Annotated in this window: 24 protein-coding genes and 2 pseudogenes; 19 read left to right on the forward strand and 7 right to left on the reverse strand. The window is 64.3% G+C overall.

Annotated elements, in window-relative coordinates:
* Window positions 1–182 precede the first annotated feature (182 nt).
* Window positions 183–890 carry a TetR/AcrR family transcriptional regulator gene (locus ACIP5Y_RS07050; protein ID WP_400348300.1) on the reverse strand — a complete coding sequence of 236 codons (708 nt, stop codon included), beginning with the start codon at window positions 888–890 and terminating at the stop codon, window positions 183–185.
* Window positions 891–1,062: 172 nt separating this feature from the next.
* Here ACIP5Y_RS07050 and ACIP5Y_RS07055 point away from each other — a divergent pair, with 172 nt between their 5' ends.
* Window positions 1,063–2,505: a lipase family protein gene (locus tag ACIP5Y_RS07055; RefSeq protein WP_400348302.1), complete on the forward strand. Its 1,443-nt coding sequence runs from the start codon at window positions 1,063–1,065 to the stop codon at window positions 2,503–2,505.
* Window positions 2,506–2,559: 54 nt separating this feature from the next.
* Window positions 2,560–2,703 (forward strand): annotated as a pseudogene (locus ACIP5Y_RS07060) (group II intron maturase-specific domain-containing protein); the annotation flags it as partial.
* Between the two features lie 22 nt (window positions 2,704–2,725).
* Here ACIP5Y_RS07060 and ACIP5Y_RS07065 read toward each other — a convergent pair.
* A complete protein-coding gene (locus tag ACIP5Y_RS07065; protein WP_400349205.1) occupies window positions 2,726–2,851 on the reverse strand; it encodes a hypothetical protein in 126 nt (41 codons plus the stop codon).
* A gap of 222 nt (window positions 2,852–3,073) precedes the next feature.
* Between ACIP5Y_RS07065 and ACIP5Y_RS07070 the strand changes: the two genes are divergently transcribed.
* Together ACIP5Y_RS07070 and ACIP5Y_RS07075 are read left to right on the forward strand one after the other, a co-directional pair.
* Window positions 3,074–3,763: a TetR/AcrR family transcriptional regulator gene (locus ACIP5Y_RS07070; RefSeq protein ID WP_400348303.1), complete on the forward strand. Its 690-nt coding sequence runs from the start codon at window positions 3,074–3,076 to the stop codon at window positions 3,761–3,763.
* A gap of 562 nt (window positions 3,764–4,325) precedes the next feature.
* Entirely contained in the window at window positions 4,326–4,628 is a 303-nt protein-coding gene (locus ACIP5Y_RS07075) for a hypothetical protein (RefSeq protein ID WP_400348304.1), read from the forward strand.
* A 99-nt stretch (window positions 4,629–4,727) separates the two neighbouring features.
* On the opposite strand, the pseudogene ACIP5Y_RS07080 reads toward ACIP5Y_RS07075, so the two are convergent.
* Window positions 4,728–4,852: pseudogene (locus ACIP5Y_RS07080) on the reverse strand (IS630 family transposase); the annotation flags it as partial.
* Window positions 4,853–5,278: 426 nt separating this feature from the next.
* Here ACIP5Y_RS07080 and ACIP5Y_RS07085 point away from each other — a divergent pair.
* The 3 genes from ACIP5Y_RS07085 (at window position 5,279) to ACIP5Y_RS07095 (ending at window position 7,327) form a co-directional block, all read left to right on the forward strand.
* Window positions 5,279–6,232 (forward strand): hypothetical protein, encoded by a 954-nt coding sequence (locus tag ACIP5Y_RS07085; protein WP_400348306.1) that lies wholly within the window; start codon window positions 5,279–5,281, stop codon window positions 6,230–6,232.
* 85 nt (window positions 6,233–6,317) lie between these two features.
* A complete protein-coding gene (locus ACIP5Y_RS07090) occupies window positions 6,318–6,602 on the forward strand; it encodes a hypothetical protein (RefSeq protein WP_400348308.1) in 285 nt (94 codons plus the stop codon).
* Window positions 6,596–7,327: a hypothetical protein gene (locus tag ACIP5Y_RS07095; protein ID WP_400348309.1), complete on the forward strand. Its 732-nt coding sequence runs from the start codon at window positions 6,596–6,598 to the stop codon at window positions 7,325–7,327. The genes ACIP5Y_RS07090 and ACIP5Y_RS07095 overlap by 7 nt, the downstream gene beginning before the upstream one ends.
* A gap of 758 nt (window positions 7,328–8,085) precedes the next feature.
* Here ACIP5Y_RS07095 and ACIP5Y_RS07100 read toward each other — a convergent pair.
* The 4 genes from ACIP5Y_RS07100 to ACIP5Y_RS07115 all read right to left on the reverse strand — a co-directional run bounded on the left by ACIP5Y_RS07100 (window position 8,086) and on the right by ACIP5Y_RS07115 (window position 12,116).
* Window positions 8,086–9,351 (reverse strand): IS256 family transposase, encoded by a 1,266-nt coding sequence (locus ACIP5Y_RS07100; protein WP_400348311.1) that lies wholly within the window; start codon window positions 9,349–9,351, stop codon window positions 8,086–8,088.
* Window positions 9,352–9,750: 399 nt separating this feature from the next.
* A complete protein-coding gene (locus tag ACIP5Y_RS07105) occupies window positions 9,751–10,869 on the reverse strand; it encodes an LLM class flavin-dependent oxidoreductase (RefSeq protein WP_400348313.1) in 1,119 nt (372 codons plus the stop codon).
* 214 nt (window positions 10,870–11,083) lie between these two features.
* A complete protein-coding gene (locus tag ACIP5Y_RS07110) occupies window positions 11,084–11,380 on the reverse strand; it encodes a hypothetical protein (RefSeq protein ID WP_400348315.1) in 297 nt (98 codons plus the stop codon).
* Window positions 11,381–11,462: 82 nt separating this feature from the next.
* A complete protein-coding gene (locus tag ACIP5Y_RS07115) occupies window positions 11,463–12,116 on the reverse strand; it encodes a hypothetical protein (RefSeq protein WP_400348317.1) in 654 nt (217 codons plus the stop codon).
* A 1,613-nt stretch (window positions 12,117–13,729) separates the two neighbouring features.
* Between ACIP5Y_RS07115 and ACIP5Y_RS07120 the strand changes: the two genes are divergently transcribed.
* The 12 genes from ACIP5Y_RS07120 (at window position 13,730) to ACIP5Y_RS07175 (ending at window position 24,717) form a co-directional block, all read left to right on the forward strand.
* Window positions 13,730–14,833 carry a DUF4192 domain-containing protein gene (locus ACIP5Y_RS07120; RefSeq protein ID WP_400348318.1) on the forward strand — a complete coding sequence of 368 codons (1,104 nt, stop codon included), beginning with the start codon at window positions 13,730–13,732 and terminating at the stop codon, window positions 14,831–14,833.
* Window positions 14,830–15,786 carry a DNA-processing protein DprA gene (gene dprA / locus ACIP5Y_RS07125; protein ID WP_400348320.1) on the forward strand — a complete coding sequence of 319 codons (957 nt, stop codon included), beginning with the start codon at window positions 14,830–14,832 and terminating at the stop codon, window positions 15,784–15,786. The genes ACIP5Y_RS07120 and dprA overlap by 4 nt, the downstream gene beginning before the upstream one ends.
* Window positions 15,783–17,246: an ATP-binding protein gene (locus tag ACIP5Y_RS07130; RefSeq protein WP_400348322.1), complete on the forward strand. Its 1,464-nt coding sequence runs from the start codon at window positions 15,783–15,785 to the stop codon at window positions 17,244–17,246. The genes dprA and ACIP5Y_RS07130 overlap by 4 nt, the downstream gene beginning before the upstream one ends.
* 423 nt (window positions 17,247–17,669) lie before the next feature.
* The gene (locus ACIP5Y_RS07135; protein ID WP_400348323.1) at window positions 17,670–18,371 is read left to right on the forward strand and encodes a hypothetical protein; all 702 of its coding nucleotides are present in this window, start codon (window positions 17,670–17,672) and stop codon (window positions 18,369–18,371) included.
* A gap of 44 nt (window positions 18,372–18,415) precedes the next feature.
* Window positions 18,416–18,997, forward strand: a complete 582-nt coding sequence (locus tag ACIP5Y_RS07140; RefSeq protein ID WP_400348325.1) for a hypothetical protein — start codon at window positions 18,416–18,418, stop codon at window positions 18,995–18,997.
* 82 nt (window positions 18,998–19,079) lie between these two features.
* Window positions 19,080–20,312, forward strand: a complete 1,233-nt coding sequence (locus ACIP5Y_RS07145) for a hypothetical protein (protein WP_400348327.1) — start codon at window positions 19,080–19,082, stop codon at window positions 20,310–20,312.
* A 142-nt stretch (window positions 20,313–20,454) separates the two neighbouring features.
* Entirely contained in the window at window positions 20,455–20,664 is a 210-nt protein-coding gene (locus ACIP5Y_RS07150) for a hypothetical protein (RefSeq protein ID WP_400348329.1), read from the forward strand.
* A 149-nt stretch (window positions 20,665–20,813) separates the two neighbouring features.
* Window positions 20,814–22,559, forward strand: coding sequence for a ParB/RepB/Spo0J family partition protein (locus ACIP5Y_RS07155; protein ID WP_400348331.1), 1,746 nt, complete (start codon window positions 20,814–20,816; stop codon window positions 22,557–22,559).
* Window positions 22,560–22,643: 84 nt separating this feature from the next.
* Window positions 22,644–23,492 carry a bifunctional DNA primase/polymerase gene (locus ACIP5Y_RS07160; protein WP_400348332.1) on the forward strand — a complete coding sequence of 283 codons (849 nt, stop codon included), beginning with the start codon at window positions 22,644–22,646 and terminating at the stop codon, window positions 23,490–23,492.
* A 54-nt stretch (window positions 23,493–23,546) separates the two neighbouring features.
* On the forward strand, window positions 23,547–23,750 hold the full coding sequence (locus tag ACIP5Y_RS07165) for a hypothetical protein (RefSeq protein WP_400348333.1): 204 nt from the start codon (window positions 23,547–23,549) through the stop codon (window positions 23,748–23,750).
* 4 nt (window positions 23,751–23,754) lie between these two features.
* A complete protein-coding gene (locus ACIP5Y_RS07170; RefSeq protein ID WP_400348335.1) occupies window positions 23,755–24,336 on the forward strand; it encodes a hypothetical protein in 582 nt (193 codons plus the stop codon).
* A 123-nt stretch (window positions 24,337–24,459) separates the two neighbouring features.
* A complete protein-coding gene (locus ACIP5Y_RS07175; protein ID WP_400348336.1) occupies window positions 24,460–24,717 on the forward strand; it encodes a hypothetical protein in 258 nt (85 codons plus the stop codon).
* Window positions 24,718–24,755 lie beyond the last annotated feature (38 nt).

Here is a 24,755-nt window from a genome sequence, read left to right on the forward strand (position 1 = left end):
CCGAGACTGATCGCGCGGGGCGACCCTGACCCTGCCCGCACGGTCGCTGCGATCTGATCACGGCTGTTGTGGCTGCCGTGACGGACGGTGGTCTTCGCCGTCGACGAAATGCACGTCAACCGGCTCCCGATCGAGCGAGCTGAACGTTATGGCGGTGCCGGCAATCAAATGGATCCGGCTGGTCAACCACAGGCCCTGTCATCGACCTCAGTTGGGGTCGGATGGTCAGGAAGCTCGACCGGAGTCAGGGCAGTGGCCACGACGACGTGGGTGACCTCAGCAGCCATCTGGTCGAACGATAGTGCGTTCTGCGTTTGTTGGGTGTTGACCCATTCGTAGGCCAGGGCGTTGATGACACCAATGGCCGCGAGTGCGGAGTGGCGGTAGTCACGGTCGGGCAGCTCACCGCGGGCCACCGCCGCACGCGCCTCATGCACGATCAACGCAACGAAGGCTTCACGCCGCTGTGTCCGCCACTCCTCTATAGTCGGACTGACTCCGACGATTTCCACATAGCACACCCGGGCGCTGTAGATATCGGCGCAGGTCACCGACAGGTAGGCGCGCAGCGCGTGGCGGGTGCGACTCGTGAACGGCTCGCTGGTGTGCGCGGCCAGTGCCTCGCTGATGCGGTCGATGGCTCGGGCGTCGATTGCGGACACGACCGCCATCAACAGGTTCTCCTGCGTTGCGACTTGGTCGTAGAACGCGCTGCGGGAAATTCGTGCCCGCTGGCAGATCTCCGCGATCGAGACCGAGTGAAAGCCTTTGGTGCCGAACAGCTCCAGCCCGGCCTCCAGCATTCGGTGCAGCCGATCGGCCCGGCGCTCTTCCTGATCGAGACCGCCGTAGCTGCGCGCCTGCGCAGCAATCCTGCGCTCGTCGTTCACAATGTCAGTCTGGCAGAGATGAAACCCTGGATCCCCACACTATCCAACCGGGTGTGTTGTGCGCCACGGCCCTACCGGCATCATCCAATACATTGCCATACCGAATCGCCTGTATGTGGTGAATAGTCTGCGCGCGGACCTGGCCGTATACGAAAACGAGGGAAGAGAGGCCATGACGTCGAGGACTCCGTGGTGGCGGCGGACGGTGCTGGTGTTGTGTGTCCTGGTGACGGCACAGGCAAGCTGCTTTCTGGCTGTGTGTCCGGTGTCGGCCACGCCCTCACCTGGTACTGAGGTCCCGATCCAGCCGCTGCCGGTGGCGGTGCTCCCCCCGGAGCTCGATCCGTTCTACAAGGCCCCGGCCAGTGACATCGTCGCCGCGCCCGCCGGCGGGATCCTCAAGGCCCGCCAGATCACTCCGGCGTTTTTCAATCTGCTGCCGGAAAACGTCGACGCATGGCAGGTCTTATATCGCACCAACGACAGTCACGGCGGCGCGATCGCTACGGTGACCACATTGATCAAACCCCGCGGCCCGGCACCCGAAGGCGGGCGCAAGCTTCTCTCGTATCAGGTCGCCGAGGACTCTACAGCGATGTATTGCGCGCCATCGTATGGGATGCAGCAGGGGAGCATTCCGTGGTACTCAGACTTCGTCAATATGTTCGAAAGCAATCTCGCGGTGGCCGAGGCCGTGTCCAACGGCTACGCGGTATCAATTCCCGATTATCAAGGCCCCGGCTCAGCCTACGGTGCGGCCATCCTCGGCGGACAAGCCACTCTCGACGCGATCCGTGCCGCACTGGGATTCACCCCGCTGCAACTCACCGCCGGTAACCAGACGCGGGTCGGGCTACTCGGGTATTCCGGGGGCACCATCCCGACCGGCTGGGTCGCCGAGCATGCGGCCAGCTACGCGCCCGAGGTGAACATCGTCGGCATCAGTATCGGCGGAGTGGTCATGGCCGATCTGGACGCGGTGATCCGCAAGAACAACGTCCAGGTAACTGCGGGGCTCATCGGCGCAGCATTCTTCGGCTTCGCCACCGAATATCCCGACGTCCAGAAGGTCCTCGACACCCGCACCGACTGGTTCACCCGGTTCATGCTCACCACCAAGAGCTTCCTGTGCCACTCGCCACTCGGATCGATCGACTTCCCGTTCTGGAACTACCTGGGTGGATATACCGGACCCGAACCCGCCGGCATCCTGGCCGAACCCGCGATCATCGACGCCATCAATGCCAACGCCCTCGGGAAAAACAGGCCCAGCGTCCCCATGTTCATCTACCACGCCCAAAACGACACCATCATCCCCAACGCCGGCACCGACCGACTGGTGAACTGGTACTGCCACGACCCCCACCAAACAATCACCTACAACCGGGAGCTCTACGCCGAACACATCACCGGCCTCCTCGCCTGGATCCCGAAAAGCTACAACTTCATCGTCGACCGCCTCGAAAACAAACCCGTGGCCGAAGGCTGCACCATCGAAAGCCCGGCCACCAACCTCACCGACGGCGACCTCATCACCATGCTCAACCAGAAACTGCCCGACATAGCCGGACTGATCACCAACCAACAGATCGGGATACTCCCCCGAACGACCTAGTATCCTGCGCCAGAAACTGGGTATGCAAGCCTATGCCCTGCTTTGTGGCGCATCGTGGACCGTCTGCTGTCGAGATCACCTTGGCCGATATCGAGCGCGCCGCATGCGCTAACGGTCATCGCTGCGCTCAACCCCACCATCTGGGGCTGGGCCGCTTATTACCGGCGCGCGGTGTCCGGCGAGGCTCTCAGCGCCCTGGATGCCTGCTTAACTACTTTGCCTACGCGACCTGCGTCTTCAACTCCACGTTCTCCGTCTGCAACGGTGCCACCTCGGCCCGCTCCGTATCGATCAGCGGCTCGTCTGCGGAACCGTCCTCGCCTCCGGAATCCTTCGCCTTCTTCATCGATTCCCGGCATCAAACTACCGCGCCATCGAGCGGCATCACCCCTCGTGTTCACTGAACCTGGAACAGCCACTCGAACGGCCTTTCAGGTCACATCGATCGCTTAAAATTTGCGGGAAACATCTAGTACGGTATCGTACTGAATCAATGCGTACGGCAAGACAGAGAGGCCGCTCCCTCAACGAAAGGTGCGCCGGTACTGGCCCACTCCGGCACGATGATATGGCGAAGCTCACGAACGACGAGGACGGCTCGCGTAGTTACCGCGGCCTTACTCGTGAAGAACGGCTGACCGATCGTCTGGATCGGATGCTGGAAGCCGGACTTCAGTTGTTCGGCACGCGCGGATACGGTGCGGTGTCGATTTCCGATGTCTGCCAGGTTGCGCAAGTGTCTCGCAGTGCTTTCTACAACCAGATCGGAACGCTGGAAAGCCTTCTGATGAAGGTGGTTTCGGCCATCGATGAAAGGGCCTTCGAACATGCCGGTGCCGTGCTGGCCGCGTCGCCGGATGAATCGTTCGGAGTGAGAGCCGAGCGGGCGTTGCGGGCGTACATGTCGGTGACCTGTGCGGACACCCGCACGGCTCGGGTGTGCTATGTGGAGATTGTTGGCGTCAGCGATGCGGTCGAGGAATGGCGAGGGCACCGACGGGAGCTGTTCGTGAGCGTGTTGGCCGGCGAGGCCTGCAGGGGAATCGCCCGCGGTGAGCTCCCTGATCGTGACTACCGTTACACGGCACTGGCAGCGGTAGGTGCAGTGAACTCGCTCGCCCACGAATGGCTTGTCACGCACGACTCGGATGCCGCCGTCGAACTCGACCGGATCGCCGCCGAGCTCAGCCATGTGGTCGTGGCGTCGGTCATCCAGCCGATTGGTGACCGTTCGCTGCTTTCACGCCGGGAGACGTAAGCGTCGCATCGATGACACTTACGTCAGACACACCACGGATTTACAGAGAGTAAACGCGCGGCGCGGATTCACTACCTCGATGATGGCATGCTAGCCCGTCGTCATCGCGGAGATATCGACCGATACGCAGTCCCAAAAATATCGTCTGCCGACCAAGGGTATTCCAGAGATTGGTCGAGGGCTTCCGGCTCGAGCCCCTCGCAGACGATCGAAGTCCGATCACCTACCGGAATGTTTGCCAGCTGCTGGTCCCGATGACGCCGCTATCCAGTGCCTCCGGTAGGTAGGGACTCGCGCCATCAGCAGCGCGTTGCCTAACTTAACGGCCACTGCCGTTGGCCGACACGCGAAGTGAACCAGCTCTACAGAATCGGCGAACTTACTGAGCGATTCATCGTCGCCTGGGGAAAGTTGGCTGCCGTTTTACATAACCACGACGTCGATCTCGCCTGCAGCGGATAGAACGCGGCGGGCTGTTGCCGCGGCTCAAAGGCACTTCCGCTTCGGGTCGGCGGACCAAGGCTAAGAGGATTAATGACCACATATCAGAGAGAACCAATTAGTGGATGCCAATTTTGATTACAAGACCTTTCTCAGTGCCGTCAACGCCGAATTCGAGTCGGACGACTTTCCTGCAGATTGGTTCGTAACACTCGAGTCGGATGGAAACGGTATCGGCGCGAAGCGCCGATGGCTGACAGGAGGGTTCATCACGCATATCATGACGACCCCCACCGACTACCCAATTTGGACGTGGACGGTCTATCAGCTGGGTATCCCGCTGATCACCCGACGGTCGACGGCCGGCGCGGCCGGCGCCGCTCGTCAGGCTGATTTCAAAGCGTTGCAGAGAGGGGCACGATAGCGGCGCCAGCCTCGACTATGGTCGCGAATCAATCCCAGGTCTCTACATTTCAGGGATGCAGCATTGCGCCTCGTAGGCCATGCTGTGCCTTCGATGACTCTAACCGCCATTCCAATAGTTCGTCGCGCAATCCATTGCAGCCATGGACTGGTCCAGGGTGCGTCGGCGGAGAGCAGGTCGTCGGGTGGGCGGGCCCGGTAGAAGGCGTGGATCCGTCTTCGCCGTGGACTTATATCGAGCATGTGCTTCAGCCCGTCGGCAGGCACCGAGCCGATTAGCTAATAATTAGCTAGCAGGTTCGTGAGATTTCACAACCATGCACCGACACGGCACGGACTATTACCAATGCAGCGCAGGCAGCGATTTGATAGCAAGAGTGCATAATCAATGGGTGCATGTAGTTTTTCCATGTCCAGCCGGTGATTGTTGCGCAGCGTGGCGCGGAACACGAACCACATTGGCGACAGATGTGATCTGCGACACGTTGCCGCAACGCGAGTTGCCAACTGATTGCTTCAAAAGGTTTCATTACGGCACCCGAGTCTCAGTAGTCTCATCTGTTGTTCGAGGCTTGGTGATCGTTTCAAGATTCACGTTCGATTCAACTTTGATGACCGTTGGCCCAATTGGCCGACTGAGGAGATTTCTAGATGAACATGCGTAAGAGGCTTGCCATAGCCGCTTGCTCCACCACTGCAATTGTGGTGCCGATCGCGGGGCTCGTTTCGGCGCCCGCGTCTGCTGCTCCGGTGGGCACTGAGCCGATGGTGACGTCGGCAGCAGCAGTTTCACCTGCGCAGGCTCAGTTTGCCTCGGAATGGGTGTCCGGCCATGCCGATCAACTTGGTCTTATGGGTGATTCGATCGCTGGTGTTGGCGAAGTTGCTTCGCCGGTCAGCGGTGCTCATATCGCTGCCAAGGCGCCGATGTCGGTGGTTGATTACGCGACCGCGGGCGCGGCGAAGGGCGCGGCAGCCGGTCTCGGTATTGGTACCGGCGTCGGCGCTGCGACGGGCGCGGCGGTCGCCTCGCTTCCCGGTGGGGTTGTCGGTACCTACGCGGTCGGCCTGGCTGGAGGACTGACAGCCGGCGCTGGCGCTGCATTGATTGGTGCGGGGCTCGGTTGCGCGATCGGTCTGCCGATATTGATCGTCGGCTGCATCCCTGGTGCGATTATCGGCGCGGCTGTTGCTGCACCGATCGGTGGAGCGCTTGGCGGGGTATTCGGTGCCGCTTTGGGATTTCCTGTAGGTGTCGCGGCTACTGCTCCACTGGCCTGGCCTATCGGAGGCGCAATCGGAGGCGCAATCGGAGGCGCGGTCGGCGCAGCGGCAGGTGCGGTGCTCGGAGCAGCCGAGGGATCCGCTAATAGTCTGAATGCGCAGCTTCACTTGAATAACGATGTGCGACAGAGCCCGCGCCAGACCCAGGCCGATGTTGTGGCGAATATCGGTACACCGCTCGCTGTTATCGACCAGCAGGCCAACAACAATTCGGTTCTGAATGACGTCATTAGCGCTGCTGATGCAGTGGTTCCTCAGGCCGTTACCACCGCCAACGATGTTGCACAGCGGTTCGGCATCGAGTTGCCTGCCTTTAACTAGAGGCAAGGATGTGAGCCCACATATGAGTGGGTAGGTGGTGCTTCTGAGCCAGGCGGCGTTTCGACTCAGAAGCAGCACCTGATCTGTGTGGGCGTCCACGTCGGGCAATACGGTGCCGGCCATCGCGCGGCTGGTTACCACCGACGAGGACACCGTGCGGGAAGTGATCCAAGGCGTCAACGTCACGGGACTGGCCGTGCTGGAGCCTCATCCAGCAGGCGGCTATCCCCGCCGGATCACCGATGAGGACATCGACTACATCGGTGATCCGGCCACGACCCGACCGAAAAGCTCGGGCCGCCGTTCACCACTTGGAGCCTGCGCAAACTCGCCACCTACCTGCACGACAACACCGTTCGTGTCGTGGTGATCGGGCGCGAACGGCCGCGACAGATCCTGCGCTCCCGTCGAATCTCCTTCCAGCGCACCCGCACCTGGATAGGAGTCGCACACCCGGGACTTCGACGCGAAACTCGACCGGATCGAGCAGCAAGCACCGAGTATCGGGACCGGTGCTTCGCCTTCGACCGGTTCGGGCCGATCTCGATCCGACCGGTCCACGGCACCGTGGATGCTACGAGGCAGACTGCAACGATTGCCCGACCTCTCTCCGCGACCAACGGCATCAGCAGCTATTTCCACGGCTGCTACGGCCTCGGCAAGGACCGGTTGTGGGGCGTAGTCCGCGCCCGCAAGAGCGAAGACCACAGCGTGGCAGCCTACAAATCGATCCGAGCCGCCCGCCCCGACGGCGACCCGATCTACCTGATCTGCGACAACCTCTCGGCCAACAAGACACCCCGAATCCGTTGCTGGGCAGCGAAGAACGACGTCGAGTTGCGTCTGACCCCGACCGACGCCTCCTGGGCCAACCCGATAGAGCCCCAGTTCGGACCGCTGCGCACCTTGTCATCACCGATGCGAATCATTCCGACCACGTCGCGCTCACCGAGCCCCTGCTGGCCTACCTACGCTGACGCAACGCCAACGCCCGCCGCCCCGACGTGCTGGCCGCCCAACGCCGTGAACGAGCCCCCATCCGCAGCGAACGAACACCAGCAACGCTGGGGCAGGCAACGAACCCACGCCGCCTGACCTGTATGAGTTCGTGGCCTGCGCACCAGCCGCCATCAACGCAACGTTTCGAATGTCTGCGGCCACTGATAGCGAGTAGGCATTGATCGGGTAGCGGATGCTTGCGCTGGACCTGGACGCGACGCGTGGGCTATTGCCCGATCTCAGATTTCCACCACCACCCCCATTTCCGTCAACGCCCCGCAGGTCGCTGGATACCGCGTCCTGACATATACCCGAGACCGGGCAGCGATCGCCATCTTCACTATCCAGTCCGATCAATCGATAACCCGCCACGTCTCGACCATCATTCGGCAAAGCGGTGACTGGAAACTGCCGCTTCGTACACAACCTCAAACATCGCCAGCGCAGACGATTACCGCCTTGCCCTTCAATCTCATCCAGCTGCCACTCTCATAAGTATGAGGACGCGCCTTCCATGAGCTTTCGACGTCCCGGGCCGGTGCTGCCAATCGGCATCACGGTCCTTATCGTGACCCTCACTGTTCTCGCCTCAATTCGCCACCACAGCGATTCCGGCGACACTCCAACACGTCCCACGGACATCATCGCGCCAACAGCGAGCACAATCGTGCAGCCGAGCTCTCCAGAATTGCCCACAACCGATATCTTCGGAAACAGGCTCAAGTCCCCCACGGACTCGGCCGGCATACCGCTTCCGAGAGATCCGCTGTCACGACCGAACCCGACTCGGGTCGACTACCTCACCGCCGCTCCCGGGAGTTTCGGATTAACGGTGGATCCGGTCTCGGTGTGGGTTAGTTCCTGGTTGGGTGGATCCGGCCTTCGAAGGTGATCGCGAAGGCGTTGAGCGCCGGTTTCCACCTCATCGCCCATCGTGCCCGGCCCTGGCCGGTAGGGTCCAGGGAACGGGTTACCAGATAAAGGCATTTCAACGCCGATTGCTCGGAGGGGAAGTGGCCGCGGGCGCGGATCGCGCGCCGGTAGCGGGCGTTCAACGATTCGATGGCGTTGGTGGAGCAGATGATTCGCCTGATCTCGACGTCGTAGTCGAGGAAGGGTGTGAACTCGGTCCAGGCGTTGGTCCAGAGTTTGACGATCGCCGGGTAGCGGCTACCCCATTTCGTGGTGAACTCGCCGAACCGTTCGCGGGCCGCGGCCTCGCTCGCGGCGGTGTAGACCGGTTTGAGGTCGCGGCTCATCTCGGCCCAATGCTGGCGGCCGGCATAGCGGAAACTGTTGCGCAGCAGGTGGATCACGCACGTTTGCACGATCGTCTGCTGCCAGACGGTGTTGATCGCCTCCGGTAAGCCTTTGAGGCCGTCGCAGACGGTGATGCAGACATCGGCGACGCCACGGTTCTTGAGCTCGGTGAGCACTTGCAGCCAGAATTTGGCGCCTTCACCTCCGTCACCGGCCCACAACCCGAGGATGTCGCGTTCCCCGGCGGTGGTGACGCCGATGACCACATAGATCGGACGGTTGGCCACCTGACCATCTCTGATCTTCACGTGGATGGCATCGATGAACAGGACCGGATAGACGGCGTCGAGGGGCCGGTTGCACCAATCGACCATCTCCGCGACCACCTTCTCGGTGATCGTCGAGATCGTGTCCTTCGACACCGAGGTCCCGTAGATCTCGGCGAAGTGCGCCGAAATCTCGCCAGTGGTAAGCCCTTTCGCGGTCAACGACAACACGATCTCGTCCACTCCCGACAGGCGCCGCTGTCGCTTCTTGACGATCTTGGGTTCGAACGAGGAACTCGTATCGCGCGGGACGTCGATCTCGACCGGACCGATCTCGGTCACCACAGTCTTGGATCGAGTTCCGTTGCGGGAGTTACCACTTCCACGACCGGCTGGATCGTGCTTCTCATAGCCGACATGCTCGGTCATCTCGGCTTCCAGAGCGGTTTCGAGCACGGTCTTGGTCAGCTGGTTGAGCAGCCCGCCGGGCCCGACCAGATCGATGCCTTGTTCCTTGGCCTGAGCCAACAGTTGCTGGGCCAGTTTCTTGGTGTCCACCGCGTCGTTGCTCACGGCGGCCAGTGTCTCCGACATCAGTCGGTCCTTCCTGCCGAACCATCAAGGTTCGGCCAATCGAACCGAGATCAAGATCCGCCGTTATCCCGACACTCCCCCGCTCCCGGCCGTTTACAGTGGCAGCACGGGTGGGGAGGCGCGGTGCCGCCCATTGCTCCCGGGATGAGTGGGGTTCGGCCGTACCAGCAGCCGGGATTCTCACGATTCCGACTGCCCGGGGGGTGTGCCGCGTCGATGTGGCACGACCGACGGTCGTCGTCGATCAGACTTTGCGCGCGCAATGATGAAACTTGTCGATGTGGTGACCCCCGTTATGGGTCTCCGGTGCGGGATTGCCCCTCGCGGTGGACTTGTCAGGACGACGTAAGCGTGGTCACAGATGCAGGGTGAACCCGTGCCGGGCGAAGGACATCGAACTCATTTTGCATGTATCTCGATGTCGGTGCGGACATGGTGGGCGAGTTGGGCCCACAATTCGATAGCGCGCAGCACGACGTCGTGAGGTAGGTATCCGACGCTGATATGCAGCAGGAAGCGGGTGATCCCGAACTCGTGGTGCAGGTGGGTGATTTTGGCGCTGACCTCGTCGAGGGTTCCAACGGCCAGTGGCCCGTTCGGTCGACACAGGTGGGTGAACTGTGCCGGTGTCAGTGGGGGCGCGTCGGGGTGTGTCTGTCGGCGTGCGCTGGTGTAGGCGCGGTAGAAGGTGCGTGATGCCTCGCCGGCGGAATCGGCGAGCAGGCCCTGCAGTTGTGCGGCGATGCGAGGTGCGGCGGTGGAGTGATCGCGATAGGTTTCACACAGGTGATGCAGGTGATGGTCCTCGGCGAAGAGTCCCAGGATCATCGGCAGTCCCGAGACTGCGGCTCGACGCGCCGTGTGCGTGTTGTGGGAGACGGCCACCCAGAGGGGCAGACGATCTTGGTAGGGGCGGGGATACACTCCTTGTCCGGTGAGGGGCGGGCGATGGCGGCCGGTCCATTCGATGAACTCGTGGTCACGGATCTGGCGTAGCAAGTCGAGCTTCTCGCCGAAGACCGGGTCGGTCTCGGCTGGGTCGACTCCGAACAGGGGATACGGTTCGGGAAACGATCCTCGCCCCACGATGAGTTCTGCTCTGCCGCTGCTCAGCAGATCGAGGGTAGAGAAGTCCTGGAAGACTCGGACCGGGTCGGTGCACGCGAGGACGGTGGTTGCGCTGGAGAGCCGGATGCTGCTGGTGTGGGCAGCGATGGCGGCCAGTATCACCGCCGGTGCGGACGCGGCGAAGTCGTGGCGGTGGTGTTCACCGACACCGTAGATATCCAGCCCGGCCCGGTCAGCGAGGCGGGCCTCGGCGAGGACCTGCTGTAACCGCTCGTGGCAGGAGACCTGCACCGAGCCCCGCCCGGGAGGCACGGTTTCGGCGAAGGTCATCACTCCGAACTCGATTCGCTCGGTCGGTACGGCGCCGACGGCGATGCCCTGCCCGTCGCCGCGGGCCTGTGCGCCCTTGGCAAGGGGATTGTCGTGGGGGTCGGTCGAGGTTTCGTTCATCGGTTCGTTGTCCTCGCAGTGATGTGCCCCTGGACGACCGAGCGCGCGCAGGAGCGGAGAGCGGCCGCCGCGTATCGGTTGCGCAATCCGGGTGCGGAGCGGGTGCTGCACACGCACGACACTGGGAAAGTCAGGCGGACAGCCTGTTGATCGGTTGGCCTGGGCCCCTCCCCTCGACCGGTGGTCAGGCGTCGACGGCGTCCGACCGGGGCCGCTATTTGCTGCTGTTGCGGGTGGTGCCGAGGTAGGTGGCGATCGACCCGACCGTGGCGCCGCCCAGAGACGCGAGCAGTCCGGCGAATTGTTCGGAGATCGGGGACGTCTGGAAAGACGCGACCACCAGAGCGGTACCCATACTCACTGTGAGCCCGGCCGACATGATGACCACCGCTATGCCGGAATAAGGGTTCGACGGCGCTCTGGCGGGAAGATCTTCAGGGACGGCCGCGTAGCGGCCGGATGGCTCGGTCGAGGGTTCAGCGTCGGCGGGGCCCGGATTGGCTTCAGACATCGTGGACACCTTCGGTAGTGGGGTGGCAGGGAAATTCCGAACCGCAGGGCAAGGGCTGTCGGTCGGGTCCATCACCGGGCACTCAACTCGCGGTGAGTGTCCGCTGGGAGACCCGCATCCGGTACAGGGTCATCTGTACCGCTTTGGGGGTTATCTCGAGGAAACCGGCGATTTCTTCGTGGCTGTACCCCAGGGAAACCAGGACCACGATGACGCGCAGCCGAGTGCCGGGCAGATCGATCAATGCTTTTTCGGCTTCCACCCGGCACAGTGCACTGAATTCGGGATCACAATGCGGGCTGGTCTCTTTCAGATTCTCGATATGGTCCATACCGATCCAGTGCCCGATGTGACCGGCATGGTGTTCGCGGAGCCAACGTCGGTACTCGTTAGGGAATTGCAGCAGGCATTGTCTGATGAAGAACGTTTCCATTCGCGCACCTCGTGCGGGGTCCCATTGATTGCCGGCCAGAATGCGGTGGAATCGGTCGAGCGCGACGGCGATGGTGATGCCGGCCAACTCCTCGGCGGTGTCGAGGTCGTGAAGTCCGGGCTCCCACCGGATCCCGATGCCTGTGGCGTTACGTACCTGGCCCACGATGGCGCCCGTGTAGATCCACCCTCGCATGATCCCGTAGGCGTACTCGGCCAGATGCGCGGCGGTGGACTCCCACGCTGCGCTCGTTATCGCGGTGTCGGGCGTGGATGCTGCGCTTTCGCGCGGCCGGTGTCTCACCGGTGTTCCCGGGAGCTCATCGTTTTCCTCGATGACCCTTGTCGTTGATTTCATATGCCCCTGCCTTCATATCTGGCACATATGTGGATTCCGGCGAATTCGAGCGAACGCAGGATTACGTCCGAACAACTGCAGCGAATACTGATACCCTGGCGGTGTCAGCGCTGCTCAAGGAAAGCTCGCGGCCATTTTTCGGCGATGTCACTGCACCGTCGATACAGGTGCTGCCGTCTGCGCGCATCAGCGATCGATAATTCTTCCGATATGGGTTCAGAAATCGGTGGCCGATGCGGCGGCCCCTTCAGCGGGACGACAGTCCGTCTTGACTGCTAATGGATTCACCCGGTCGATCGCCACTATCCGGCAACCTTCCAGCATCCTTGAGTTGTAGAACTAGTACGATAGCGTACGAGATTTGGCTTGTCTACTGTGATGGCTGCCTCTCACGCCGAAGCGCACCCCGTCAACTATGGATAGCCGGGTCACAGACCTAATTTTCCAGCTCAAATAAAATCTTCGTACCGGTCGGGCGCAAACCATCGGGTCGGCCGATACCGCGCCGGTCGATGCCGAACCGCGCATCCGCACGAACAGGATTTCGGAAGGACACTCCTCAGGAGTGGGTACAACCCCCTCTGCAGCTAACGTCGGGCACCGCTGGCTGGCTCCGCCTGGTTCGTCTGCGCGGATTCCTTGCCCTGTGGCCGGATGCCCCTTGTCCGACTCAAGAAGACCGTGATCCTGCGTGACGCGGGCGGGTAGGTCCGTACCGGCCGAGCGGGAAACCCTCTGTCTGTCAGGCGGTTTCGTCGCGGTGCGTGGCTGGATACAGGCTTCCTGCTGCAATCGGTCGGGGCTATGACAACCCCGACACTATCGCCAACGGCTCTGCGCGAGGGGTGATTCGGGCCGTGCCCCCCAAAAAAAAATAAAGGGCGGGTCACCTCGTCGGCAAGTCCCACTCAACTGCGAAACCGTGATCACCGACGTGCCGCATCGACGCGGCACAGCCCGGCAGAGGACAAGGGAGCAGCGGCATCCCCTCCTGCTTCGGTCGCGCCCTGGCCTTTCCGGGGCCATTCACACAATTCGCGATCTCACCTCCGGAGTCGGGTCGGTTCGCGCATCATACGAGGAGCATTCGTATGGAAACTGCAGTGCACTTCGCCGCACGATTCATCGATCCGGACGCGATCTGTCATTGACACCTCCGGCGACTACGAATGAAAAAGGCGAAAATCGCTCGACCCCGCGGGCCTGGATGCACGATCCGGTTCGAAACCTGTTCCACAGTTATGGAATTCGGCGCTGCCGCTGCCGGAATCATCTCCTCATCGTCCCATGAATTGGATGGGATACCGCGCGGCCTTCGGGGCGGTGGGCGGGCGCACGCTACACCGGCGGCGTGGGCGGTCAAGCCGCGTGTGCCGAACGTGATGCGTGCAAACAGGTTCGACAGTGCTTGGGGGCATGGGTTTCTCGGCTTGACCGCCCACTGACGCCGCCGGTGTCGACGCGTTGCGCCCACCGCCCCGAAGGCGCGGCGCGGACATCGATATCCGGTTGGTGTCCAGGCTGCGCTGTGGGGCTCATCCCCTGTTGAGGAGTCCTCGATGTCGCAGTTCGACGCCGTGTTCAAGTATCCAGGTCAGTTGATTGCCGCTGTTCCAGCGCTGCTCGGGTTTGTTCCGGAGCGATCGATGATCGTCATGATGGTCGGGCACGCACCCGACCAGCGCTATCAGATTCGTTTCGCTACCCGTCTGGACCTCTCGCCTGCCGCGTGGCATGCGCTGGCGAGGGAACGCCTCGTCTGTGTGGTCCGGAATTCCGATGCTGTCGCGGCGCTGGTGGTGATCGTCGATGACCGTACCTCGCAGAGCGCTGCAGCATCGGCTCCCGCCGGTACCGGGCATCGGATGCTGATCGAAGCGCTCCGCCGGGATTTGAACAGCTGCGGTGTCGAGCTCGCCGGCGCATGGGCGCTGAGATCCTTCGGCGAAGCCGCTCAGTGGTGGAACATCGAATCACCGCATAGCCGTGGGCTTGTGCCCGATCCCTTCGCCTCGCCGCTGGCTGCCGCCCAGGCATACGCCGGCCGCACGCTGCGTTCATCGCGGGCGGCATTGAACGATGTCGTCACGATCGACGAAGCGATGCGTGAGGAAGTGGCGAGGCATCTGCCGGCGGCGATCGCTGACGCGCAGCGGCGGCTGGTTCGAGCGATCCAGATCGACAATCCCGACGCCCACACCAGGATGGCACTGTGCCAGGTGATGGCAGTCATCACCCGCGCGCGTGAGCGGGACAGTATCGCGGCACCCACGATCGCCGAAGTCGCTGTCGCGCTGCGTGATCACACGGTCCGCGACATCATGTTCGGCGTCGCGGGCGGCGTGCACGAGCCGGCCGCGGAGCACTTGTGGGCAGTCCTGACCCGCGCGTTGCCGGATCCGGACCGGGCGGAAGCAGCAACGTTGCTGGCGTTTCATGCGTATCGGCGCGGTGACGGCGTGCTGGCAGGGGTTGCCCTGGAGCAGGCGCTCGCGTCCGATCGCGAACATCGGATGGCGCGGCTGCTCGACGCCGCGCTGCAGAACGGGCTCGCTCCTGCCCGGTTGCAGCGGATCGTGAACTCCGGGATCGAAGCCGCCAGCGATCTCCGGGTCGATATCGGCTGCGGGGCAGCCACTTCTGGTGTCGAGGTCGTGCGATGAGTGTCGATCGGCTGGCGTGGGCGCTGCTGTCGCGCGCCGCTTCGGGCCCGTGCCGCGCGTTGGCCGAGTCGGTCGACCAGCTCGGCCCCACGCGGGTAGCTGCGCTGGTGCAGTCCGGTGACTTGCAGGTCGATCGAGATGTCCTGGGTCGCGGTGCTCGCGGGCTGAAGGCCGCAGCCCGCGATCTGGAGGCGGTGGAGAGGCTCGGTGGCCGGCTGGTGACGCCCGAGGACGACGAGTGGCCTCGAGAGTTGCTGCAGTGTCTGCCCTCGGGTTCGGACAATGTAGGTGATGTGGCGCCGTTGGCGTTGTGGGTGCGGGGCGACCGTTCTCTGCTGCAGGCGACGTGTCGTGCGGTCGCGGTGATCGGGGCACGGGCCAGCACGCCCTACGGCAATCGTGTGGCTAGCGAGATCGCCGGGGAACTGGCAGGTTCGGGCCACTGTGTCCTGGCCGGTGCGGCCTACGGTATCGATGCTGCGGCGCATCGGGCCGCGTTGTCGGTCGGTGGGGTGACGGTGGCGGTGATGCCGTGCGGGCTCGATCGCCCCTACCCGTATGCGCACGAGCAGTTGCTGGATGCGATCGCCGATGATGGCCTTGTCGTGACCGAATACCCGCCCGGTGCGAAGGTTCAGCGCCAGAGCTTTCTCGATCGCAACCGGTTGGTGGCGGCGTTGTCGCACGCCGTGGTCGCCGTGGAGGCCGGATTGCGTTCGGGGACAGCGTCTTCGGTGCGCTGGGCCGACCGGTTCGGTCGCCCGGTGCTGGCGGTGCCGGGACCGGTGACCTCGGCGGCGTCGGCGGGCTGTCATCGCTTCATCGCCGACGGGGAAGCGCAGTTGGTGACCTGTGCCGATGATGTCCGCCGCGCGTTGGTCCCACCGTGGTGGACCTCTACGGTCCCCGCCGTCGCGCAACCGTGGCTCGGTCGTGAAGGGGGCGAGCGATGACGGCCTCGTCGGGCACCGGCAATCCGGTACGGGTGTGGTCGGTGCTTGTGCATTCGGTCGACTCCGCCACGTTGGTGCCGGTGACCGCGCAGCTCGACACTGCGGCAGCGCCGTGCACGAGCGGGATCTCCCGCGAGGCCAGGGATCGGGTCCGCGCGGCGATATGCAATGGCGGGTACCGGTTTCCGAGCGGTCGGCTCGCGTTGTCGGCGCCGATTCCTTCGCTGCCGCTGTCTCGTCCGGGTTTGATGGATCTGGCCGTCGCGGTGGCGATCGTGGCCACGAGCGGTGCGATCCCGGCGGGTGTGCTGGCCGATACCGTGTTCGTCGGACAACTCGGCCTCGATGGCCGGATCTGCGGCGATATCGGGTTGGACGAGGTTGTGCGGGTGGTGCGGCAGGCGGGGTTGCGTCGTGTGGTCGTTCCCAGCGTCAACGCCCGCTGGTTGTCGCGCATTGCGGAAGTGGAGGTGTTCGCGGCACCGAGTCTGGCCGCGGTGCTGTCGTGGGCCGCTGATCCCCGCCGTGATTGCCCAGCAGACCCGCCGGTGCCGAAACAGCGCCGCCTGGTGGTGATGCCGGCCGATCCCGACATTCGCGATGCCGTGCAGGTGTGCGCGGCGGGCGGGCATCATCTGGCTGTCGCCGGGGCCGAGGGTGCGCCGACGATGGTGGCGGTGCAGTATCTGCATGCGCTGCTTCCGTCGCTCTCACGTCGCGATGCGCTGGATCTGGTGCGGCTGCGTGGCCGGGGCGGGGTGGAGTGTTTCTCACCGCCGACGCAGATCCCGCCCTTGCGCGAGCTGCCTCATAGTGCCTCGTGGCGCACAGTATTCGGCACGGCGGATGCTGCAGGTGCCGCAGTGCTTGCCCATCAGGGCGTTCTGGCATGTACCGAGTTCCCGCACATGGACTTTCGGGTCCGCACGGCGTTGGCGATACTGGCCCGTGAAGGAGCCGTCCGTGTCGGCGGCAATGCGGACTCGGTCATCCCTGCCCGGTTCCAGCTGGCGTTGACCGGCCACGACTGCCCCTGCGAGGGCAGCGGTGCGCAGCAGGTGTCGGGACCGCACGTGTGTTTCCGGTGGCCGCACGATGCGCTCGATGCGTGCGTCGATGTGCGGGTGCGAGTTCAACCAGGACAGGCCGAAACATGTTCGCGTGCCCGGCTTCCCGGCCGCAAGGCGGTCCTCGCTGCACGCCGGACAGCCGCGCGGCGATGGTCGGGACTCGGGATGTATTCCAATGCGAGGGTTCCCGCTGACGCCCTGCGTGGCGCGCTCGGCGTCGACTCGCTACCGGTGCGGGAAGCAGACCGGCTCACGGCGACGGGCGTGCTGACCCCCGAACAGGCCACTGCGGTACTGGCGGTGGCATGGACACTGTGCGATCTGCGTGAGGCCCCCGCACCCACGATGCACGATTTCGAGCACGCATTGCTGCTGCGCCGATCACTGTAGTTCTGGGCGAACAGCGCTCGGCATCGCCGTGCGGGGTGACGGGACCGACTGTGTACGTGGGGGTTTCATGCGGTGCGGGGTGGCCGGTGGGGCGGACGCACGCTACCCCGGCGGCGCGGACGGTCAAGCCGCACCCTGCCACACACACCGGGACACGAACCGTCACATCGGTGGCACGCCTCGTCGGCGGATCGGCCTGACCGTCCTTCCCGCCGCCGGTGTCTCGCGTGTAGCGCCCCACCGACCACACCCGCACGCCAGCGGGCAAGTTCTGAACGCCGTCGCGGGCGTGGCGGATCGGGCGCGTTGTCGTCGGCTGGCGTGGGCATGTCGTCGGGACCACGCCAGCCGATCTCCATCCTTCACCGCACCGTCATCTCGCCCCGCCACGGCTTCGTCTCACCCGTACAAGGAGATTTTGCTATGAAAGGCTATCGAAATCCGCAGGGCAGCACCGTGATCGTCCACCGCGAAGGTTCGATCCTGCACGTCACACTGTCGCGTGCTATCGACGATGCGCCGCTGTCGGAGGCCAGCTGGTCGGCGCAGCTCGCCGCGGCGGCCAAACGCGAACTCGGTCACCCCGCACAACGTTTGACCTGCGGGATCACTGCCGTTCGTGATTCCTCCGGCGCGCGGCGGCAATCGCGGTCCGCGGCCTACCTCCTCGATTCTGCGTTCACTCTCGCCGATCGCGGTGACGAGTTGCACCTCACGCTCGACGGTCCGCTCACCACCGCCGGTGCCCGCATGTTGTCGGCGCAGCTTCCCTTCGACTACGCGGTGCATCGCGACCGTGGCGGCTGGTGGCTCACCCGCGGGGATCAGTTCCTGCACAAGCTGGCGGTCGGCGCGAAAGTCGTTGTGGCGCTGCCACCACGCTGTGAACTGGCCGAGCATTTCGGCGCAGCCGTCCTCGCCACGACCCGCACCACCGTGCGTGGATCGATGGCCCCATTCCTCACCGTCGCCCACGCCTGCGCCGCGCACACGCCGACCCCGCAGCAGATCCTCGCGCACAACCACGCGCTCGGCGAGACGGTCGATTCGATCGAGATCACCGACCTGTCCTCCGGCCACATTCTCGTGTCCTGGACACCCGACTCCGTGACAGCAACACCATAGCCGGATACCTGAAATCGGCACCACAAGAAAGGATTCCGTCCATCATGTCCATTCCTTCCTTCGATGAGGAAACCTGCGAGAACTCCTCCGAGCACGGCACCTGCTACACCTTCGAACCCAGCGACGACGTCCCCGCCAGCGGACGGGTGTTCCTCGACATGGCCGAGCACATCCTGCACACCGACGACGGGCCGCAGCGGCGGCCGAAGGTGGTGTTCCGGTTCTTCGGTTTGTCGGTGCACGGCCGTTGGCTGGGTGCACCGGTCAGCACGGCGTCCTTTTTCCCGAACTGGGTTGATCATCGCCCCGGGGTCTCGATGCTCAGTCTGGGTGAACCGGGGCATCTCGTGATCGACCTCGGTCGGGTGCTCGCCGAGCAGCCCGCCCATATTCAGCAGGCGGTGGACTCGGTGGTGACCGCGTTGGCGCAGCGGTTCCTCACCGATCTGCGGGTGGCCCGCTACCGCCACGATCAGGCCGCGCAGCGATGCGAAAGCGCTTCTCGTGCACACGAATTGGCAGCCATGCGTAAAGACATCACCCGTCTGCGTTACCGCCGGGCCCGCCTGGCGGCCGACGAAGCCGATGCGCTGCTCGCGGCCGTTCGAATCAAGACCCACTCCTGACTGCTCCCGGTCCCGGTTCGCGGCCAGGTTTTGGCTCACCCACCCCTTCTCGATCCGATCCACTTGGAAGGAAGTACATCTCATGTCGTTGGACACCTATGCCCGTCACTTGTCGTTGCAGGATTTAGTCCCGCTGCTGCAAGAGCAGCAGGCGGCCAAGGTCGATGTCGTCGCCTCGGCGTCGGCTATTCGCGCCCGGGACGGGATGATCGAGCTTTTCGGCGTTACCCCGGTGATCGACGAACGCGGTGTCACCCCCGTCGACGGCATGTATCGCCCGACCGGCGCGGCGGACGGGCAGATCGCCGACAAGCTCGGTATCCCGGTGCGGTATCTGCGCCGATTGCGTGAACGCGCACGGTTCGATCTTTACGACGGCAACGTCAACGGCTGGCTGCACGGGCCGACCGATACCGAGCTGCCCGAACCCGATGAGCGGTCGTTTCTGCTGCGGTTGTTCACCCCACCTCAGCCGGGGCAGGCCGGTGTGCTGCGGGCGGTGGTTTCGGATCGGTACGGGATCATCGACAACCTCGATGTGCTCACCGCCGTGCTCGAAGGCATCCACGCCGCCGGCGCCGACACCGAGATCCGCGCGTGCGATCTGACCGATTCCACCATGCACGCCAAGGTGTATTCCCCGCAAATGTCCGGACTGGCACCACGGTTCCTGGCCAACTACCGCAGTGCCTTCGCCAACCCGGACCTCGAAGCCGAACGCCGTCGCGTCGCAGGCGATCTCGACCGTTGGCGCCCGATCGCGGCCCGCGAAGGTAAGGGCTACGCCCTTGGGGCGGAGCCGGTGGTGTTCGCTGGATTCCGGTTCAGCAACGACGAAACCGGCCACCACGCCGTGCGCCTGACTCCGGAGTTGGTGGTACAGGTCTGCGGGAACGGGCTGACCATTCCGATGTTCGCTCACACCCACCGCCACGTCGGTGAACGCCTCGAGACCGGGACCGTGTCCTGGTCGCAGGACACGCTGCGTAAGAAGCTCGCCGTGATCACCGCCGAAACCCGCGACCGTGTCGCGGAATGGCTGTCACCGGAATTCTTCGCCGCCCGCATCGACGAACTCGAGGAAGCCGCGGGCGCGCCGGTCACGCAACCGGATAAGACGATGGAGGTCCTGGCCAAGCGGCTCGGATTCAGCGAAACCGAACGCGCCGGAATCCTGTCGCACTTCATCGCCGGCGGGCAGCTGACCGCCGCCGGGATCGCCAACGCGGTCACCAGCTACTCCCAGACCATCCCCGACCCCGACCGCGCCAACGCACTCGATGACCTGGCTTTCCAGGCTATGACCTTGGCCTGACATCAATCCTGTTGTACCAGCGTGTGATTCAGGATGTATCCGATCGAAATCTGCACACAACTTCAGCCGATTCCTCGCCGGGCGTGGTGTTGCGACTGTTCGTCGCGCACCGCGCCCGTTCGTCTCTCAGGAGGTTGTTTCCATGATCGAAACATTGTCCCGCGGCGACTACGAGCAGCAGCGCCACTTCGGAGCCGCCGGGCCGGTCTCCCAGCTCGCCGGGAAAACCATCGACGCCTGGCGTACTGCCGAGCCGAGATGGTCGGGCAAGTACTGGTTGTTCGTCCGCGCCGAGGACAGGGTCTGGTCGCTGCACCCGATCAACGTCACCGCGCGCGACAAGAAGAAGTAGCAGCACCCAGCAGCACAGCTTTGCTGCACTGTCGGGATGTGCTGTCCAGCACGAGGATTCGATAAACCCATTCACCTTCCGCTGACGGGCGGGTATCGGCCGATGCTGTGGCCTGTACCCGCCTATGGCGTTCCAAGTTGGAGTTTGCAATGACCACTACCGAAATCGACCCCACCCAGATCACCGAGAGCCCCAGCGGCACTGTGAGTTCCAATGATGCCGACCACGGGGAATCCCCGGCCGCGCAGGCACTGTATCTGTCTCCGGCAACGCTGGTCATCGACGAGAATGTGCGCAAGTCCTTCGACCTGGACGACTATCCCGAGATCAAGGCGTCGATTCAGCGTGGCGTGGAGATTCCGATCCTTGCCCACCGTGAACCCGACGGGACCATCACCGTGGTCGACGGCCAGATCCGCGCGCTCATGGCACTCGAACTGAAAGTACCGACGGTGCCCGTGTGGGTGACCCCCGCGCCCGATATCGATCCGGCCGAGCGGGAGATCCGTCGCACCTCCACGCAGATCAACGTCAACGATCATCGCATCGCGCTCACCGACGGTGACCGCGCCGCCGGCATGGCGCGCATGTTCGACTTCGGCGCCACCCTGACCCGCATCAGCGAAGAGATCGGGCAGCGACGCGAGCAGGTCAAGCTCGCGGTCACCGTCGGGCGTAGCCAGAGCGCCCGCGCCGCGGTCGATGCCCACCAACTCGACTTCGAGCAGGCCGCAGTACTGGCGGTATACGAGAACGCGGGTGACACAGACGCGGTCGCGCGGCTCCTGGCCGCACCGCGGTCGATGTTCGGCTACCACGTGCGCCGCATCGCCGCCGAGCGCGACGAATCCCGCGATCGCTTCCGCGAATCCCTGCCCTATGCCGCCGAAGGTTTCGGCGTGCACAGCAGCGACCCCGGCCAGGACGACGGATTCATCGCCGCGGAATGGTTACGCACCAGCGACGGCGAACAGATCAGCGTCGCACAGATCCACGCCGCTCCCGCCTTGTGGACCGTGTATTGCCGACCGACCGAGGTCGAGGTGCTCATCGACCGCGACACTGGTGAGGTCGTCGACCCCGACAGCATCGACCCCGCCACCAAGGGCAAGCCGGATGCTGTTGCCGCCGAAGGGCTTCGCCACGCCGACAGCGTCGAGGCCGGCTACCTGTGGGCGCCGGACTACTACCTGCGCGCCGAGCGGCTCGACGAATCCGACTTCCGCCACGCCCGCGACTTCACCGAACCAACCGCACAGGACCCCGGCCTTGGCGCGGACATGCAGCCTGATCCGGGCGAGCCTGCCGATATGCAACCCGAGGATGCCGAGCATGTTCCAGCCGAGCCGCCCGATCCTGGGGCGATCCAAGCGCGTCGCCGGGAGGCAGCCGAGCAGGCGGCCGCAGCCCAGGCGGCCGCAGAAGCCGAGCAAGCGCGCAAGGCGGCCGAGCGGCATCGCCGCGATGAACTCAACAAGCAGGGCCAAGCCGCGCTGGGCGCTCGCCGGGAATTCCTCACCCGATTCCTGTCCCGCAAGACCGCGCCACCGGCCGCTGTGTGGGCGTTCCTCGCCCACGCGCTGGCCGAGAAGCCCGATCTGCTGCTCGGACCCGACGCCGACCGCCTCGCCTACGGGCTGCTCGGGATCAAGGGCTCGAAGACCGCGTTGCTGGCGGCGATCGAACCGGCCAAACCCCCACGCTGCCAGATGATTCTCCTCGCGCTCGTGCTCGGGGCCTTCGAGGGGCGGACCACCAAATTCGCCTGGCAGTACAGCGATCCCGGCGTGACGCGCTATCTGCATTTCCTCGCCTCGCTCGGCCACACCCTCACCCCGGTCGAACAGGCCGCGGCCGGTGACCTCGATCCCGAGACCATCGACATCGACTCCTGAACCACCCCATCCACCTCGCGCCTGGCCTGACCCTCCACCCCGTGGACCGTCAGGCCAGGCGACTCGTCACCGGAGGAGTTTGCGTTGCCCACCAATAGATTCCGTGACGCCGCGCTGGCGGCGGCCGCTCGTGGATGGATGGTGTTTCCGTTGCGAGCGGGGTCCAAACGCCCCGCTATCGACGCTTGGCCCGATCAGGCCACCATCGACCGTGACCGCATCATCGCGTGGTGGGCCGCCCACCCGAGCGCGAATGTGGCCATCGCGACGGGTCCTAGTGGCCTGTATGTGCTCGACCTCGATACCCGCCACGGCCACAACGGTGCCGACACCCTCTACCGGCTCGCGGACACTGCGGCGGCACGGGCATCGTTGCTCACCTTCACCGTCTCGACACCCTCGAACGGCTATCACCTCTATTACCGGGTTCCTGAAGGAATCCAGCTGCGCAACACCACCTCCCGCCTCGGTGCCGGAATCGACTCACGGGGCCACGGCGGCTATGTCGTGGCCGCAGGATCACGGATCGGAGCAGGCTCCTACCGCATCGTGACGGCCCGCCCACCGGCGGCACTGCCGGACTGGCTGTTCGAACGGCTTGCACCACAACCACTTTCCTTACCCGCCGTGGTGGCGGACCCGCCGCATAGCCCCGATGCGTACCTCAACGCCATCGTCGCCGGCGAAACCCGCAGGGTCGCCACCGCCGAGCCCGGGATCCGCAACACCACCTTGTTCCGGGCCTCGTTCACGTTGGGCCGTCTGATCGCCGGCGGTGAACTCGACCAGCAGCGCGTGCGTGATGCCCTGATCGCCGCGGCGCAGGGCCACATCGGAATCGCGAACTTCACTACCCGCGAGATGAATCGCACCATCACCAGCGGTCTGGCTCTCGGGGCCCGCAGGCCCCGCCAACTCACCCGGCGGCCTTGACTCCGCCGCCGGACTACACCCCTTACCCACCTTCCATTCCCCAAGGAGTTCCCGATGCCTGAATTTCGCGTGTCCTGGGACATCGACCTCACCGCTGATACACCCCGGCACGCTGCACGACTCGCCCTCGAGATCCAGCGCGATATCGACAGCCTCGCAACCGTATTCACCGTCGCGAACATCACCGACGACGGTCCTTCTGCGAGCGGCCAGCCGGTCACCATCGACCTCACCGCCCCGGATCCAGTTCCGTGGTGACCCGATGCCTGCCGATCCGATCACCGCCGCGGGGCTCTCCCCGCGCCGAATCTCGCGCAACATTGCTCGCGTGTTCGCCACCGCGACACCCCACGAGCTCGACACCGGACAGCACTGGTATCCCGATGCACACGCCCTCGCCACCCGCCTCGCCGACAACGGCGGGCTCTGTGTCGAGACCGCTGCCATTGTGCTGGCGCATCTCTCGCCTCGCACCCCGTGGTCGCGAACCATCATCCACGCCCACGCGCTGCTCACGACCGGACAGGCGCCGGGAGCGATCGGCGCCAACCTCGCCCGCGCCCGCACCGCTCTCGCCGCCGCGGATCCGTGGACGACGTTCACGGTGACCTCGCTGAAGACTCGTGCGTTCGCGGCGGCGATCCTCGGCGATCCCGACGCCATCGTCATCGACGTCTGGTCCGCCCGCGTCGCCGGAATCGACGACTCCGCCCGCTGCTTACGCCGTAGCGGCTTCTATGACGCCACTGCCGAGCTCTACCGACGCGTCGCACACCATCACTCGATCACCCCCGCTGTGCTGCAAGCCGTCACCTGGACCGTCATCCGCGGCCGCCCCGACTGAATCACACTGCACCACAGATACCGCACTCCCACCCCGCCGGCGCCCCCTCCTCGCGGGATACCTGGTGCCTTCCAACGTGATCCGCCACCACCACCCTCACACACAGGAAAGGGAAGTCCTGTCATGGGTAAGGGAAGTAGCGAACGCTCCGTGCAACATTGTGCGCGGCTCGCCGACGGTGCGATCGGCTGTTGGATCTTCGGATGCGGCAGACCCGCTACCCGCTGGATCGATTGGGAACGCTACGGAATTCGCCGCTGGCTCTCCACGGCCTACTGCGACAACCACGGCAATGAAGACCTGTGCGACTCGTCCCATATTTACCGCGTACGGCCTATCGCCGCCCACCGTCCCAACGGTGACACCTCGGCGGCGGATTAGGTCCACCACTGCGTCGCGACCGACGCAATTCCCTTCCT

The organism is Nocardia sp. NPDC088792 (assembly GCF_044750615.1).
Lineage (GTDB): Bacteria > Actinomycetota > Actinomycetes > Mycobacteriales > Mycobacteriaceae > Nocardia.